Annotated in this window: 17 protein-coding genes; 6 read left to right on the top strand and 11 right to left on the bottom strand. The window is 56.1% G+C overall.

Annotation, left to right across the window (positions count from 1 at the left end; all coding sequences use genetic code 11):
- Positions 1–4: 4 nt before the first annotated feature.
- From BAR1_RS15875 to BAR1_RS15865, 3 genes are read right to left on the bottom strand one after another with little or no spacing between them, the layout of a single operon-like run.
- Positions 5–1,585, bottom strand: coding sequence for an ABC transporter ATP-binding protein (locus BAR1_RS15875; protein WP_118943932.1), 1,581 nt, complete (start codon positions 1,583–1,585; stop codon positions 5–7).
- A gap of 1 nt (position 1,586) precedes the next feature.
- Entirely contained in the window at positions 1,587–2,399 is an 813-nt protein-coding gene (locus BAR1_RS15870; RefSeq protein ID WP_118944523.1) for an ABC transporter permease, read from the bottom strand.
- 5 nt (positions 2,400–2,404) lie between these two features.
- Positions 2,405–3,349 (bottom strand): ABC transporter permease, encoded by a 945-nt coding sequence (locus BAR1_RS15865; RefSeq protein WP_118943931.1) that lies wholly within the window; start codon positions 3,347–3,349, stop codon positions 2,405–2,407.
- 402 nt (positions 3,350–3,751) lie between these two features.
- On the opposite strand from BAR1_RS15865, the gene BAR1_RS18070 reads away from it, so the two are divergent.
- Together BAR1_RS18070 and BAR1_RS15860 are read left to right on the top strand one after the other, a co-directional pair.
- Positions 3,752–4,075: a hypothetical protein gene (locus BAR1_RS18070; RefSeq protein WP_162891816.1), complete on the top strand. Its 324-nt coding sequence runs from the start codon at positions 3,752–3,754 to the stop codon at positions 4,073–4,075.
- 17 nt (positions 4,076–4,092) lie between these two features.
- A complete protein-coding gene (locus tag BAR1_RS15860; RefSeq protein WP_118943930.1) occupies positions 4,093–4,305 on the top strand; it encodes a hypothetical protein in 213 nt (70 codons plus the stop codon).
- A gap of 541 nt (positions 4,306–4,846) precedes the next feature.
- Here the strand turns inward: BAR1_RS15860 and BAR1_RS15855 are convergent.
- Both BAR1_RS15855 and BAR1_RS18320 read right to left on the bottom strand, forming a co-directional pair.
- Entirely contained in the window at positions 4,847–5,437 is a 591-nt protein-coding gene (locus tag BAR1_RS15855; protein ID WP_267128391.1) for an RHS repeat-associated core domain-containing protein, read from the bottom strand.
- Positions 5,434–5,568 (bottom strand): hypothetical protein, encoded by a 135-nt coding sequence (locus tag BAR1_RS18320; protein WP_267128379.1) that lies wholly within the window; start codon positions 5,566–5,568, stop codon positions 5,434–5,436. Before BAR1_RS18320 ends, BAR1_RS15855 begins: the two co-directional genes overlap by 4 nt.
- A gap of 22 nt (positions 5,569–5,590) precedes the next feature.
- Between BAR1_RS18320 and BAR1_RS15850 the strand changes: the two genes are divergently transcribed.
- On the top strand, positions 5,591–5,782 hold the full coding sequence (locus BAR1_RS15850) for a hypothetical protein (RefSeq protein ID WP_118943928.1): 192 nt from the start codon (positions 5,591–5,593) through the stop codon (positions 5,780–5,782).
- A 21-nt stretch (positions 5,783–5,803) separates the two neighbouring features.
- Here BAR1_RS15850 and BAR1_RS15845 read toward each other — a convergent pair whose 3' ends face one another.
- The 4 genes from BAR1_RS15845 to BAR1_RS18420 form a co-directional block, all read right to left on the bottom strand.
- Positions 5,804–6,439: a hypothetical protein gene (locus BAR1_RS15845; RefSeq protein ID WP_118943927.1), complete on the bottom strand. Its 636-nt coding sequence runs from the start codon at positions 6,437–6,439 to the stop codon at positions 5,804–5,806.
- Complete coding sequence (locus BAR1_RS15840) at positions 6,433–6,675, bottom strand: hypothetical protein (RefSeq protein WP_118943926.1); 243 nt, start codon at positions 6,673–6,675, stop codon at positions 6,433–6,435. The genes BAR1_RS15845 and BAR1_RS15840 overlap by 7 nt, the downstream gene beginning before the upstream one ends.
- A 181-nt stretch (positions 6,676–6,856) precedes the next feature.
- Positions 6,857–7,162, bottom strand: a complete 306-nt coding sequence (locus BAR1_RS15835) for an Imm27 family immunity protein (protein WP_118943925.1) — start codon at positions 7,160–7,162, stop codon at positions 6,857–6,859.
- Positions 7,159–7,314 (bottom strand): polymorphic toxin type 10 domain-containing protein, encoded by a 156-nt coding sequence (locus BAR1_RS18420; protein WP_118943924.1) that lies wholly within the window; start codon positions 7,312–7,314, stop codon positions 7,159–7,161. The genes BAR1_RS15835 and BAR1_RS18420 overlap by 4 nt, the downstream gene beginning before the upstream one ends.
- A gap of 314 nt (positions 7,315–7,628) precedes the next feature.
- Between BAR1_RS18420 and BAR1_RS15825 the strand changes: the two genes are divergently transcribed.
- The gene (locus BAR1_RS15825; RefSeq protein ID WP_118943923.1) at positions 7,629–8,594 is read left to right on the top strand and encodes an MBL fold metallo-hydrolase; all 966 of its coding nucleotides are present in this window, start codon (positions 7,629–7,631) and stop codon (positions 8,592–8,594) included.
- Between the two features lie 182 nt (positions 8,595–8,776).
- On the opposite strand, the gene BAR1_RS15820 is transcribed toward BAR1_RS15825, so the two are convergent.
- Positions 8,777–10,249, bottom strand: coding sequence for an ABC transporter substrate-binding protein (locus tag BAR1_RS15820; protein ID WP_118943922.1), 1,473 nt, complete (start codon positions 10,247–10,249; stop codon positions 8,777–8,779).
- Between the two features lie 29 nt (positions 10,250–10,278).
- A complete protein-coding gene (locus BAR1_RS15815) occupies positions 10,279–11,574 on the bottom strand; it encodes an acetylornithine deacetylase/succinyl-diaminopimelate desuccinylase family protein (protein WP_118943921.1) in 1,296 nt (431 codons plus the stop codon).
- Between the two features lie 99 nt (positions 11,575–11,673).
- Between BAR1_RS15815 and BAR1_RS15810 the strand changes: the two genes are divergently transcribed.
- Together BAR1_RS15810 and BAR1_RS15805 are read left to right on the top strand one after the other, a co-directional pair.
- Positions 11,674–12,231, top strand: coding sequence for a PAS and helix-turn-helix domain-containing protein (locus BAR1_RS15810; protein ID WP_162891815.1), 558 nt, complete (start codon positions 11,674–11,676; stop codon positions 12,229–12,231).
- A 111-nt stretch (positions 12,232–12,342) separates the two neighbouring features.
- Entirely contained in the window at positions 12,343–13,413 is a 1,071-nt protein-coding gene (locus tag BAR1_RS15805) for a coiled-coil domain-containing protein (RefSeq protein ID WP_118943920.1), read from the top strand.
- Positions 13,414–13,475 lie beyond the last annotated feature (62 nt).

Here is a 13,475-nt window from a genome sequence, read left to right as displayed (position 1 = left end):
TTTCTTACCTCGCTTGCCAGTCCGCAGGGATTTGCGGTGCGGCGTCCAGCAGTTGTTTTGTATAGGGATGGGCGGGCGACGTGAACACTTGTCCGGTCGGCCCCGTTTCAACAATTTTGCCCCGTTGCATCACCAGCACCCGATCCGTGATCGCCTGCACCACGGTCAGGTCGTGGCTGATAAACAGATAGGACAACCCCAGCCGTTTTTGCAGATCGGCCAGCAGGTCAAGGATTTGTGCGCGAATAGAGACATCCAGCGCCGAGACAGCCTCGTCCAGCACGATCAGGTCGGGGTGCAGCACCAGCGCGCGGGCGATGGCGATGCGCTGGCGCTGGCCGCCGGAAAATTCGTGGATGTAGCGGTCCATCGCCTCGGCCGGCATGCCGACGGTTTCCAGTGCCTCGGCCACATGTGCGCGGGCGTTATCCGGTGGGGTGGTCAGGTGGAACGGCTCCATCACCAGCCGCAGCACCTTGTGACGCGGGTTGAAGCTGCCGTAGGGGTCCTGAAACACCACCTGCACCTTTTGGCGCAGATGGGTGGGCATGTGTTGACCGGCCAGAACCGGTTCGCCGGACAGGCGGATTTCGCCGCCCTGCAAGGCATCCAGCCCCAGAATGGCGCGGGTCAGGGTGGATTTGCCACAGCCGCTTTCGCCAACCAGCCCAAGGCTTTCGCCGCGTTTCAGAGTAAAGCTGACGTTGTCCACCGCGCGAAACGGCGGCGGTCGGTGGAACAATTTGCTGCGCGGGGCGGCGTATTCGCGGATGGCGTTTTTCACCTCGAGAATTGGCGTGTCCTGCGTTTCGGTGCCATGGTCGGGCTGGTGGCTCGAGGCCTCGAACAACTGTCGCGTATAGGGGTGCGACATGGTTTTGAACAGGTGTTCGGTTTGCCCCTGTTCGACGATTTCGCCTTTGCGCATCACGGCCACATAATCGGCCATGCCCGCGACCACGGCCAGATCATGGGTGATCAGCAGCAGCGACATATCCTCTTCGGCCACCAGTTCCTGCAACAGCTCCAGAATTTGTGCCTGTGTGGTGACATCCAGCGCGGTGGTGGGTTCATCGGCGATCAGCAGTTTGGGGCGCAGGGCAATCGCCATGGCGATACACACCCGCTGACGCTGCCCGCCGGACAGTTCGTGCGGGTAGCGGGACGAGGGGAATTTATCCTCGGGCAGGCCGACGCGGTTCAGCATGTGGCGGGCGATTTTGGCGGCCTCGGCTTTGTCGGCCTTGCCGTGGATCAGCAGGGTTTCGGCCACCTGATCGCCGATGGTCTGCACCGGGTTCAGCGCCGTCATTGGCTCTTGAAAGATCATGCCGATTTCATTGCCACGCAGGGCGCACATTTCGGCCTCGGACAGGGACAGCACATCGGTGCCGTCCACCATCACCTGACCGCTGGCGGAAAACCCCTGCGGCAGCAGTTGCATCAGCGCCAGCGCGGTCATGGATTTGCCCGAGCCGCTTTCGCCGACCAGTCCGAAAATCTGCCCCTGCGCGATGTCGAAACTGACATCTTTCAGGATCGGCAGGCGGTGGATCGACAGGTTTAGATCCTTGAGGGAAATCATATCAACGCTCCCTCCTGATCCGTGGGTCCAGCAGATCGCGCAACCCGTCGCCCATCAGGTTCAGCCCCAGAACCATCAGCACAATCGCCATGCCGGGCAGGATGGCCAGCATCGGTTTGGTGTAGATCATGGTCTGCGCGTCGGCCAGCATCCGGCCCCAGCTGGGGGTCGGGGGCTGTGCGCCAAGGCCGACATAGGACAGGCCCGCTTCGGCCAGAATGCCCAGCGAAAACTGGATGGTGCCCTGCACGATCAGCAGGTTGGCGATGTTGGGCAGGATGTGTTCTGCCGAAATCCGCACCCGCCCTTTGCCGAATGTGCGCGCGGCAAGGATATAGTCCAGCGTCCAGATCGACAGCGCCGCGCCACGGGAAACACGGGCGAAAACGGGGATGTTGAAAATACCGATGGCAAGGATCGCATTCAGGGCCGAGGGGCCGAAAACAGCGGTGATCAGTATGGCGATGACAAGCGAGGGAAAGGCAAAGATCAGGTCATTGCCGCGCATGATTACCTCGTCCAGCAGGCTGCCCTTGTTGGCCGCCGCCATCAGGCCCAGCGGCACGCCGATGCCCATGCCGATGCCTACCGCGACAATCGCCACAGCAATCGAGGTGCGCGCGCCGACCATCAGCATGGAAAACAGATCGCGCCCGAAATGGTCAGTGCCCAGCCAGTATTTGTCCGATGGCGGTTGCAGCTTGTCGGCAATGGTCAGCACGGTGACGTCATGCGGTGTCCAGACAAAGGACACCAGCACGGCAATGACAAAAAACGATGTCAGCAAGGCCCCGAGGATCAGTTGGAAAGGCAGTCTCATCAATGTTTCCTTAGACGGGGATCAACGGCGGCATAGGCCAGATCGACAAGGAAAGTGACAAGGATCACGGCGAAAACCAGCAGCATCACAACGCTTTCCACCACCACCAGATCGCGCTGGGTGATGCCCTTGTAAATCAACTGCCCAAGGCCGGGCAGGTAGAACACGTTTTCGATGATGATGGCACCGGCCAGCAGAAACGAGAACTGCAAACCGATGATGGTCAGCACCGGTATCATCGCGTTGCGCAGGGCGTGGCGGCGCAGGGCCTGCGCGCGGGTCAGACCCTTGGCGCGGGCGGACCGGATGTAATCTTGCGTTAGGGTTTCCAGCAAGCTTGAGCGCATCACGCGGGCAAGGATCGAAGCTTGGGGCAGGGCCAATGCAATCGCGGGCAGGGTCAGCGCCTTTAGCCCGCCAAGGATGCCGTTTTCCCAGCCCGGAAAACCGCCGGCCCCGAACCAGTGCAGATTGATCGCAAACACCAGAACCAGCAGCATGGCGAACCAGAAATTCGGCACGGCAATGCCCAGTTGGGTCAGCCCCATGATGCTGTAGTCACTGAATTTCCCGCGCCGCGCCGCAGCAATCAGGCCGACCGGAAAGGCGATAAGGGTGGACAGCAGCAGCGCGATCATCGCCAGCGGCAGCGAGACCCAGATGCGTTGGGCAATCAGGTCCGATACCGGCACGCGGTAGGTGTAGGATTGTCCGAAATCCCCCACCAGCATACCGGAGACCCAACCGATATAACGCGCCCAGATTGAGCCATTCAGGCCCAGTTCATTGCGCAAAGCCTCGACCGCTTCGGGCGTGGCGTTCAGGCCCAGCATATAAGAGGCGGGATCGCCGGGGATTACCTCGACCACGGCGAAAACCACGATCGAGGCCATCAGCAGGCTGAGGGCAAGGGACAGCAAACGGGTGGCGGCAAATCGGATCATGCGCGGCAGGTTAAGGGGGTGTTTGGGGAAATGCTAGTGTGGGAAATACGGGGTTTGGCAACTGGCGGGAATTATCGGGTTTTTCTTTTGTTTATGCCGGACCGGCGCAGGTGGAATAATCAAAAGTTTAGGGGGTTTTGTTTTGAGTAATAGCTTCCTTTCCCTAAAATAAATTCAATGATTACAATGCAATAACTTTGGCGAAAGGTTTGCCCGTCTAAACCATAGGTCAAGAATTCCAAAATAAACGTTCTGCCAATATCGTTTGGCGGAAATTACCCCGATAGTCATCCTTGTCGAAACGGCGCGGCTCGATGGCCCGTCGAACAAACAGAACTGAACCGCCCGGATCGGGCACAACCAAACACCCGAATTCGGGTCTGAATAAACAGGATGAACAAAATGAAAAATCTACTGACCAGCATAGCAGCACTGGCAATCGTAGCAAGCGTATTTGGCGCAGGGATGGCATCGGCTCAGGCTACTGCTCCGGCAACCCAGCCAACAGCGACTCCTACAACTACGGCACCTGCAACCGCTACACCGACCAAGGTTACAAACGGGGGCACAGGCACTGCAACCGGCGGAACCACAGCCGGAACGACAGCCGGGGGTGATAATGACGATTCCGAACATGGTGACGGTGAAGGCGGTGCTGGCGGCGGCGAAGGTGGCGAGGGCGGCGAAGGCGGCGAAGGTGGTGAAGGTGGCGGCGACAACGATTAAGCCACGCTAAGCAGACAATGTTCCGCAACGCACCCCCTCTGGCATTTGGTTGCCAGAGGGGGTTTTCTGTTTTTGGTGGTTTCCAGCGGGTTACGGGTGCGGGGCTGGATCGGCTGGCAAAGTTGCAGGCCATCGCCACGGTTCACTCCGGCCGCCGCGGCATCGCGCCGGATCTGGCCTCTGCGGGGGTGCTGGAGATTTTGGGCGCAAACGGCCTGCCCCCCGCGTAGCTGTCGCCGCCGTCAGGGGCGAATTATGCGGTGGGGGTAGGGGAAAGCGCGCGCCGGATCGGGGTGGTGCATTTGGGGCAAGGTGTGGGGGACGGGAAGGTTTTGGGGGAGTAAACATGATTGTTCAAATTGCTAAACAATAGAGTTTACTATGCCGGATTAATCATCGGGTTTTCTTGTTAGCGCGTATCTTAGCATGCTCATCGCCGGACAAAGAGCCGTAAATCTGAGGTACGTCAAATATTGAATAAATGCTGGGTTTAGATACGAGTTAGATGATCCAATTCTATACGCATAAAACCAGTACGAAATAATGGTGAGAAATAGCACAATCAGGCTGTGGACAACAAAGAATACCCAAAAAACCTTCCAATGCAGTAACAATGCCATAAACCATAATATCGCCGCTGATATTATTGCTGTAGCCGATATTGCTGTGGCTAATATAAAGGCAATTGTATGTGATGATTGATATCCAGCTAATGCAAGAAATATCGCCAGACACGCAACATAAAACCAAAATATCACACGGAGACTATTGTCATGTGCCGTTATAGCCCTGATCCTCGTCATCACGTTCATCATCATTACCGTCACTTTCATCACCTATTGCATCCAATGTTTTGCCGATCAATCCCTCTTTAGCCGCATCAATTAAATCCCCGATTATACCTCCTAATACCTTTCCTTTTCGGGCCAGCCCTCCCGCTGCACCAGCAATAGATTCCCCACTGGGTAATTTCCCAGCAATACCGCCAGCAACTGCACCTTTTGTTGCATCATTAAAGACTTCTACACCATCAACCGCACCGAGTGAAAGAGACCCGTCTTCAGGGTCAAGTTGGATAGCCTGATCTCCGACACTGCTCGTCGCGCCAGCTACGGCGCCACCTGCTGCACCGCCCACGGCTTTACCAAGACCAGCCCTCCCGACAGCAGCAACTTTACCAGCCATTCCTGCTCCCAAAAAGCCGGATACAGCGCCAACACCAAACGATTTAGCTGCGTCTGATAAACTGTTAGTATTCCCCGAATACGCATACCTGTTCGTCCCGACCCCCGCTTTGGCCATCTCGAACCAGTCCGGCTGGATGAACATCCCCAGTTTCGGATCATAATACCGCGCGTTCAGGTATTGCAGGCCGGCGTCGGCGTCGAAGCGCTCACCCGTTGCCGTGGCAGGGGTTTGATGTAGTCAAACCCCGAGAGCGGGATAAACCCCTTGGTCTCGGGCAGGGCCGCCGGATCGGTGGCAAACGCCACCGCCTCGCCAAAGGGTCGATAGGTGACCTCTTTGTCAGACGCCCCGTCCGCCTCTGCGGAGGTGGAGATTTTGGCCGCAAACGACCTGCCCCCCGCGTGGCTGTCGCCGCCGTCAGGGGCAAATTATGCGGTGGGGGTGGGGGAAAGCGCGCGCCGGATCGGGGTGGTGCATGTGGGGCAAGCCGTGGGGGATGGGAGGGCGTTGGGGGGGTGAAATTACAAAGCCTATAGCTTGCTACTTAATAAACGCACCAATATCCCCGACCAATTCCAAAGCATTGGATTTTACTGAAATGAATTTCTCGTCTTTGTTAAGATCGTTTTCTTTGCAGTCATAAAATCGGGCCATCGCCACGACCGAAAGAGGCGTGCCTTCTGTGTAGTCTTCAACACCTATATTTCTGGAATCTACGAAATAGGCACCGTGAACAGGTGCCAGTTCTGACCTGATATGAATGCTATCCTTGGGCTTTATAACGATTGGCTTAAGCCTGTTTTCTCTCTGAATACGAGCCGATTCGGACGGGGTATAATCCGGCACTTCGGAAATACCCGGGTTGTCATCCTGGCTGAACATACGCAGTCCTTTTGCGGGGGCAATGATATCAACAAAGAGCTGGTAGCTATTGTCTTTTGCCCTTTGAGCAATACAAACATTTCGATTGCTCTTATTCACAAACGCTATTGACAGCTCCAGTGCACCAGTATCCTGAATAATTGCCTTTTCAAGCACCAATGAAACATTTGCAGTATTCTTCGCATTATCTTCATTTGGCCGCGTTTCCGGGTCGTTCTGACCTTGGATACAACCCGAGGCGAGCAGGCCAACAAATCCCAATATTGCTATTTGCCTAACAGCTGTTGTTAGCATCCTGTATATCCCCCCATACAAGCAAACATATCATCAATAACCACACCTTGCTCAATAGCGACTGCAATACCTTTTGCCCTGTATGCCAAGAAATACGATCCCCTATCAAATATATCTTTACCATCAGCTTTAACACCAGTTACACGATCAGAATACCCCAAGGCGGTGTGCCCCATTTCGTGAACTATTGTATATGAGTCCTGTTCAATGGTAAAATAATCGCCAAAGATTGTCATACTGCGCCCCTCCCAAGCATATCCACCGGTGCCTGCGCCAGTACGCCACTGACTATTCCTGCCGCTTTGTTTGCTCCACCATAGGTCACGGTAATCCCCCCATTTTTAATGGGGCAGTGCATTTGGGGCAAGGCGTGGGGATGGGAGGGTGTTGTGGGAGTGAGGAATTTAGAAATCAGGGTTATGCGACCCATAGCTTACTTAAATCAGGATAATCATTCAGGTCGTCTTTTTTCGGGACACGCTTTAACTGTGGCGGTCCTCCGCCATGCCAGTCACTATTAGGATATGTCAAAAGCCAATAACTGCCATCTTCAGGGTTGAGGTATAATGCAGCCCAGTTCTCACCACTGACCCCGACTAATTGTAAAAAGCTATTTGTTAACCATTCAATACGTTTGCAATCTGCATCCTGGATCACAGCGCCATCTTTAAAGTCCCATTGGCCTGATAAGATGGATTCATTATCTTGAAGCTTTTCGGTCATTTCACTACCCTAATCGTAGAACCTGCGGGGATTGGTCCATTAGATATTACAAATTCGTGTGCACCACCTAGCGTTAGCCCGCCCCCAACAAAGCCAGAATTGCTTTGATTTACTGGAGGTGCAACCCCAGCCGAACAGGCCGGCGTCCGCATCGAACCCCGAGAGCGTGATGAACCCCTTGGTCTTGGGCAGGGTCGCCGAATCGTTGACAAACGCCACCGCCTCGCCGAAGGGCCGATAGGTGACCTCTTTGTCAGATGCCCCGTCCGCCCCGGTCATCACCCGCACCGAGCCAAGCCGGTCTCTGTGCAGATAGCCCGCCACCCCGTCCACCGGATCGCCCGTCTTGTGGCGGATGCGCAGGGTGTCCATCATATTGTGACGCCGCTCCAATACATTCATATATTGTATTGTGTCACCGGTTTTGCGGTCTATACTCGGGGTTCACAACCCAACGAGGCGCGCGATGACCCTGATGAAACCCACCCGACGTGATTTGCTGAAACTGGCCGCGATGGCCCCCGCGATGGCGTTCCCGCTAAGTGCGCGGGCCGAACTGGGGCCGCCGACGGGGGATAACCCTGCGCATTTCCGCTTTTCCATCGGGGATGCGCGGTTGACGATCATCTCGGATGGTTATTTCGAAACGCCGGTCAGCGGAATTGGCGTGAATGCCGATCAGGCCGAAGTGCAGGCGTTCATGGCGGCGCATTATCTGCCGAGGGACAAGGGCTATGCCCATACCAACCATCTGTATATCGAAATCGGTGATGCCAAGGTGCTGATCGATGTGGGATCGGGCAGCCGGTTTTTTGAAACTACGGGTCGCTTGATGGCGAATATGGAGGCCGCGGGGATTGATCCGCAGGGGATCACCCATGTGGTGATGACTCACGCGCACCCTGACCATATTCTGGGCATCCGCGATGATTTTGACGAGGCGATCATACCCGAGGCTGCCTATACGATCGGCCAGATCGAACATGATTACTGGATGCAGGACGATCTGGTCAATCAGGTGCCCGAGGAACGCCAGCAATTCGTTCTGGCGGCAGTGAATTCAATCAATGCGGACGGTGTGGAATGGATCATGGCGCAGGACGGGCACGAGGTGGTGCCGGGGGTAACCATGATGCACACGCCGGGCCACACGCCCGGGCATATGTCGGTGCGGCTGGAAAGCGGCGGCAAGACACTGATTGCGCTGGGTGATTGCCTGACCAATGCGAACGCCAGCTTTGCGCGGCCCGATTGGACGCTTGCGCGGGATCAGGATCAGCCGATGGCAGCGGATACGCGCAAGAAAGTGCTGGGTATGGCTGCGGATGAACGCATTGCGGTGCTGGGCTATCACTTCCCCTTCCCCGGTGTCGGGCATGTGATGCGGGATGGCGATGCGTTTAGGTTTGTGCCGGCGTTGTGGCGGTTTTAGAGCATGTCGCACCAAATCGAATTTGCCGACCGACTGAACGCATTCGCTTATGCGAACGCTGCCTCGGTCGGCCGACGAATGCTCGAATCTGAACAGGTGCGACACGCTCTAGCGATTTGATCACTAGATACAATAAAGGGCGCCCGTTTCAGGCGCCCTTTTGTTTTGCGGTCAGGACTGGATCAATCGGTCCAGCTAACCCCTGTCAGGTCGTTCGCCTGTGTGGGCGAATTTTCCCACAGCCCTTGAATTTTCGCATTGGCAACGCCGGTTTTGGCCAGCTGGAACAGATAGCCGTTGACGTAATCCTTCGCGATCATGGTTTGCGCTTCGCCCAGGATGGCTTTGCGTGCGTCGGGATCGGTTGTCAGGTTCAGCTTGTCCATCAACGCCTGAAAATCCGCGCTGTCATACTGGAAATAATAGTCGGGACGCGCGTAGATGTTGATGTCCATTGGCTCGGTGTGGCTGACGATTGTCAGATCGAAATCCTTGCCTTTGAACACCTGTTCAATCCACTGTGCCCATTCCAGATTGGATATCTCGGTTTCGATGCCGACCGCCCGCAGTTGCGAGGCGATGATTTCACCACCGCGCCGTGCGTATGTCGGCGGGGGCAGCATCAGGCGCAGTTTCAGGCCTTCTTGACCGGCTTCGGCCAGCAGTTTCTTTGACAGCTCGGGGTCATAGGCGGACATGCCGGTCAGATCCACATAAGCCGGATTGTGCGGCGCAAAGTGGGTGCCGATGGGTGTGCCGTAGCCGAACATCGCGCCGTCGATGATTTCCTGACGGTTGATCGCGTGGGCGATGGCTTCGCGCACCTTTACGTTATCCAGCGGGCTGGATTTGTTGTTCATCGCCAGAATGGTTTCGCCTTCGGTCGAGCCGACGATCACGTTGAAACGCGGGTCTGCCTTGAACTGTTCCAGCGTTTCCGGTGCGGGGAAGTTCGGGAAGGCATCGACATCGCCGGCCATCATGGCGGCAAAGGCCGCGTTCGGGTCCGAGATGAATTTGAACGTGGCGGATGCCAGTGCGGGGGCGTCGCCCCAATAGGCGTCATTGCGCACCAGTTCAACGCGGTCGCCCTGCACCCAGTTGGCAAATTTGAACGGGCCGGTGCCGACCGGATTGGTGGCCTCGTTGGCCACGCTTTCCTCGCCAACGATCACCGCATCCCCCCAGGCCATGTTGAAGGGAAAGCTGCCGTTGGGGGTCGAGAGTTTGATTTCGACTGTCAGCGGGTCAACGGCGGTGACGCTTTCAATACCGGCAAATAGGGCCTTTTGCGCGTTGGTCGAATCCTCGGCGTGGGCGCGATTCAGGGAAAACACCACGTCATCGGCGTTCATATCGGTGCCGTCGTGGAATTTCACGCCATCATGCAGGTGGAACGTATATGTCAGGCCATCATCGGAAATGTCCCAACTTTCGGCCAGCGCCGGATTGACCGAGCCATCGGGACCGAAACGGGTCAGACCCTCGAACACATTGGCGTAAACCACTTCGTCGATGGCAGCGGCCGCGCCGGCTGTCGGGTCAAGGTTTGGCGGCTCGAGCACCATGCCGATGGTGATCGAATCCTGTGCCGCAAAGGCGGTGCCGGCACTCAGCGCAAGCGCTGCGACGGTCATTTTCAGACGGTTAAACATATGATTCTCCCTAAGTCATTATTGTCAGCTTAGTGCGGTAACAGCAGCTCTGCCAAGGCCAAAGCCATGACCTGCCCGCTATCGACCATATCTTGCACAGCAATCCATTCGTCGGGCTGGTGTGCAAGGTCCAGAATGCCGGGGCCATAGGCGATGCAGTTTTTCAGTTTGCCGATGCGGTCGATGTGTTTTTGGTCATAAGTGCCCGGTGACACGACGTACTCGGGGCGCTTGTCCATCACGGTTTCAATCGCCTTGGCAACAGTTGTTACCACGGGGGCGTCTTCGGCGGTCATGGTGGGCTGGACCTCGAACAAATCGCGGATGTCGAATTCGAATTCGGGGCGCTCGGCTTTGATTTTCTCCAGCATCTGCGCCACTTCGGCTTTGACCACATCGATGTCTTCTTCGATCAGGAAACGGCGGTCGATGATAATACGGCAGCGGTCAGGCACGCATGGTGCGGGCAGGCCGGTGTATTCGTCGGGTTGTTCGGACGCACCGCCGTGGATGGAATTGATGTTCAGGGTTGATTGTTTTGCCCCGTCCGGCACCACGGGCATGTCGGTGTGTTTGCTGGCCAGAAGGGGGAAGAGGTAAGTTTCCATTTCTTCCAGCACCGCGCCCATGTGCCGGACGGCACAGTCCCCCAGAAACGGCATCGAGCCATGCGCGATCCGTCCTTTGGTTTCGATTTCCGCCCACCAGACACCACGGTGCCCTAGGCAGATGCGGTCTTTGTTCAATGGTTCGGGGATAATGACATGCTGCACGCGGTCGGGGTTGAAATACCCCTGTTCCGCCAGATAGGCGACGCCGCCATAGCCGCCGGATTCTTCGTCTGCGGTGGCGCTGATTTCGATGGTGCCGGCAAAATCGGGGCAGGTGGCGATAAAGGCTTCGGCGGCGATGATCGAGGTCGCAAGGCCGCCTTTCATATCACAAGCGCCACGGCCATAGATCCTGCCATCGTCCAGTTCACCGCCGAACGGATCGCGGGTCCAGCCGTGGCCGACCTCGACCACATCGTGATGGCTGTTGAAATGCACGCAGTCGCCCGCGCGGGTTCCCTTGCGCCGCGCGATGATGTTCCAGCGGGGGTATTCGTCGCTGTCGGCAATCGCCCCTTCGGCGCGGATCAGTTCAATTTCAAAGCCGCTTTCGCCCAGACGTTCAGCCAGAAATGTGCAGATTTCGCGATACTTTTGCCCCGGCGGATTCAGCGTGGGGATTCGGATCAACTGTTGGGTCAGTTCGACCAGCGCCTCGCGCCTTTCCTCGACTGCGGCAAGCAATTTATCAGAAATTGATGGGTTGTCCGTCATTTTGATGCTGTATCCCCTGATATCAAGGCTGGCGCGCCCGATGGTAATAAGAGTATCAATTAAAAGGATGAATTCACACAATACGGTAAAAACACGGTAATGGCGCAAACACTGGACGAATTATCCCTGCTGGCCTTTGACAGCGCGCCGATGGGACTGGTGCTGACCGAAGACCGCGTGATCCGCACCTGCAACGATACATTCTGCGAAATGGTCGGCTATGACAAAAAGGCACTGCTGGGGCAGTCGTTCCGGATGCTGTATCAAAGCGATGGCGAGTTTCGGCAGATCAGGAATATCGGGCTGGCGCATCTAAAGGACTCCGGTTGCTATACGGACGAACGGCTGGTGCGCCATCGGGATGGCCGGCAGATCTGGTGCCGGTTCCGCGCCGTGACCCTGACGCCGGATGATCCGCTGGCCCGCACGATCCTGAGTTTCGCGCATATTCCCGAGCAAATGCCGGACACCGCCCTGACCAAACGCGAACGCCAAGTCGTCGGTTTTTTAAGTCAGGGATTGACCAGCAAAGAGATCGCCCGCCGCCTGTCGCTGTCCCCGCGCACGATCGAAGATTACCGCACCAACCTGCGAAAGAAGTTCGGCGCGCGCAACACAACGGAATTACTGGCCCAGTTGGTGCGTCTGGAGGCTTGATAAATAACGGGTTTTTGGGGATAACAGCGGGGAAATATAATGTCTCCGCTTTGAAAAACGGCAAATCACTGCCCATATATAGCGTAATACATTCATCTATAAGGAGCAAAAATGGCCGATTTTGACGCCCAGATACGCGAATCCCAGGAACAGGTTGCAGCAGCGCAAAGCAAAATTTCCGAAATCACCAGCCGCATTGAAGCGGCGCGCAGCAAGCTGGACAAAGGCATCAACATTGATGTCGAGAACGCCACGCTTGAAGATGTTCATGCCCATACCGAGCTGATGAATGCCAATATCGCCGACCTGATCATGGGGCTGGACGATGTAACCGCTGGCTTTTCCAAAGATTTTGACGAAATGCGCAACAAAACGGGGATGGAGACCTTTATCGGCATCTTCTCCAAGGCCAAGGCGGATTCAATGCGTCAGGAACGTATTCGCGGGGCGTCAGTGGATGAAAAGGTTCAGGACCTGATTTCCAAATCCGACGTGATTGTTAAACTGTTGGAAGGCCAATTGGCCGAGTTGAACGTGCAAAAGGAAAAGGTTTCGGTGAACCTGTCCGAAACGCTGGATGATCGCGAGCTAACAGTTGGCGAGCTGGAAACCCTGCGGGCCGAAATTTTAGCGATGGACCCGAAGATTATCGAGCTGGAGAACAAAATTTCGGTGGAGCAGGATGCGGCGGCGCGCACCAAGCTGGAAACCGAACTGGCCGAGCTGAACTCGAAATACAACGAAATGGTGCAGGAAGAACAGGTCAAGCTGGCCAAATCCCAAACCTTGGAGCGCTATATCGAGACCGGCAAAACGTGGATTGATTCATTGCAGAACCAGGCGGCAACGCAGATGGTTTTGATCAACAAACTGCAAACAGACACCAAGCAACGGGTGGTGCTGTATGATGCGCTGACCAAATCTCTGAAAACCGCGCAGCAACAGGATGTGGCGCACCGGATCAACGAAATCGGCGTTGAAACCGATCAAGAGGCACAGGCGGCGATGGCGGCGATTGGTTCGGCAACCAATCAGCGGATGGCCGACATGATGGAAGCGCACGAGGACCACATGGTGTTTGCCCGCAAGGTGCTGGAGCAAAAGGCCAAGGCGGACGAGCGGTTCGCACGGAGATTCTCGAAGATTGTCGAGAAGCATGACAAGAACCTGTATGGGTCTTAGAATTTGGGGCTCGTCAAAAGATACCCATTAATAATCGGTGTGATGTTAATGTTCTATGCGGC

The organism is Profundibacter amoris, assembly GCF_003544895.1.
Classification (GTDB): domain Bacteria; phylum Pseudomonadota; class Alphaproteobacteria; order Rhodobacterales; family Rhodobacteraceae; genus Profundibacter; species Profundibacter amoris.
This window is presented reverse-complemented; position numbering and strand designations above follow the sequence as displayed.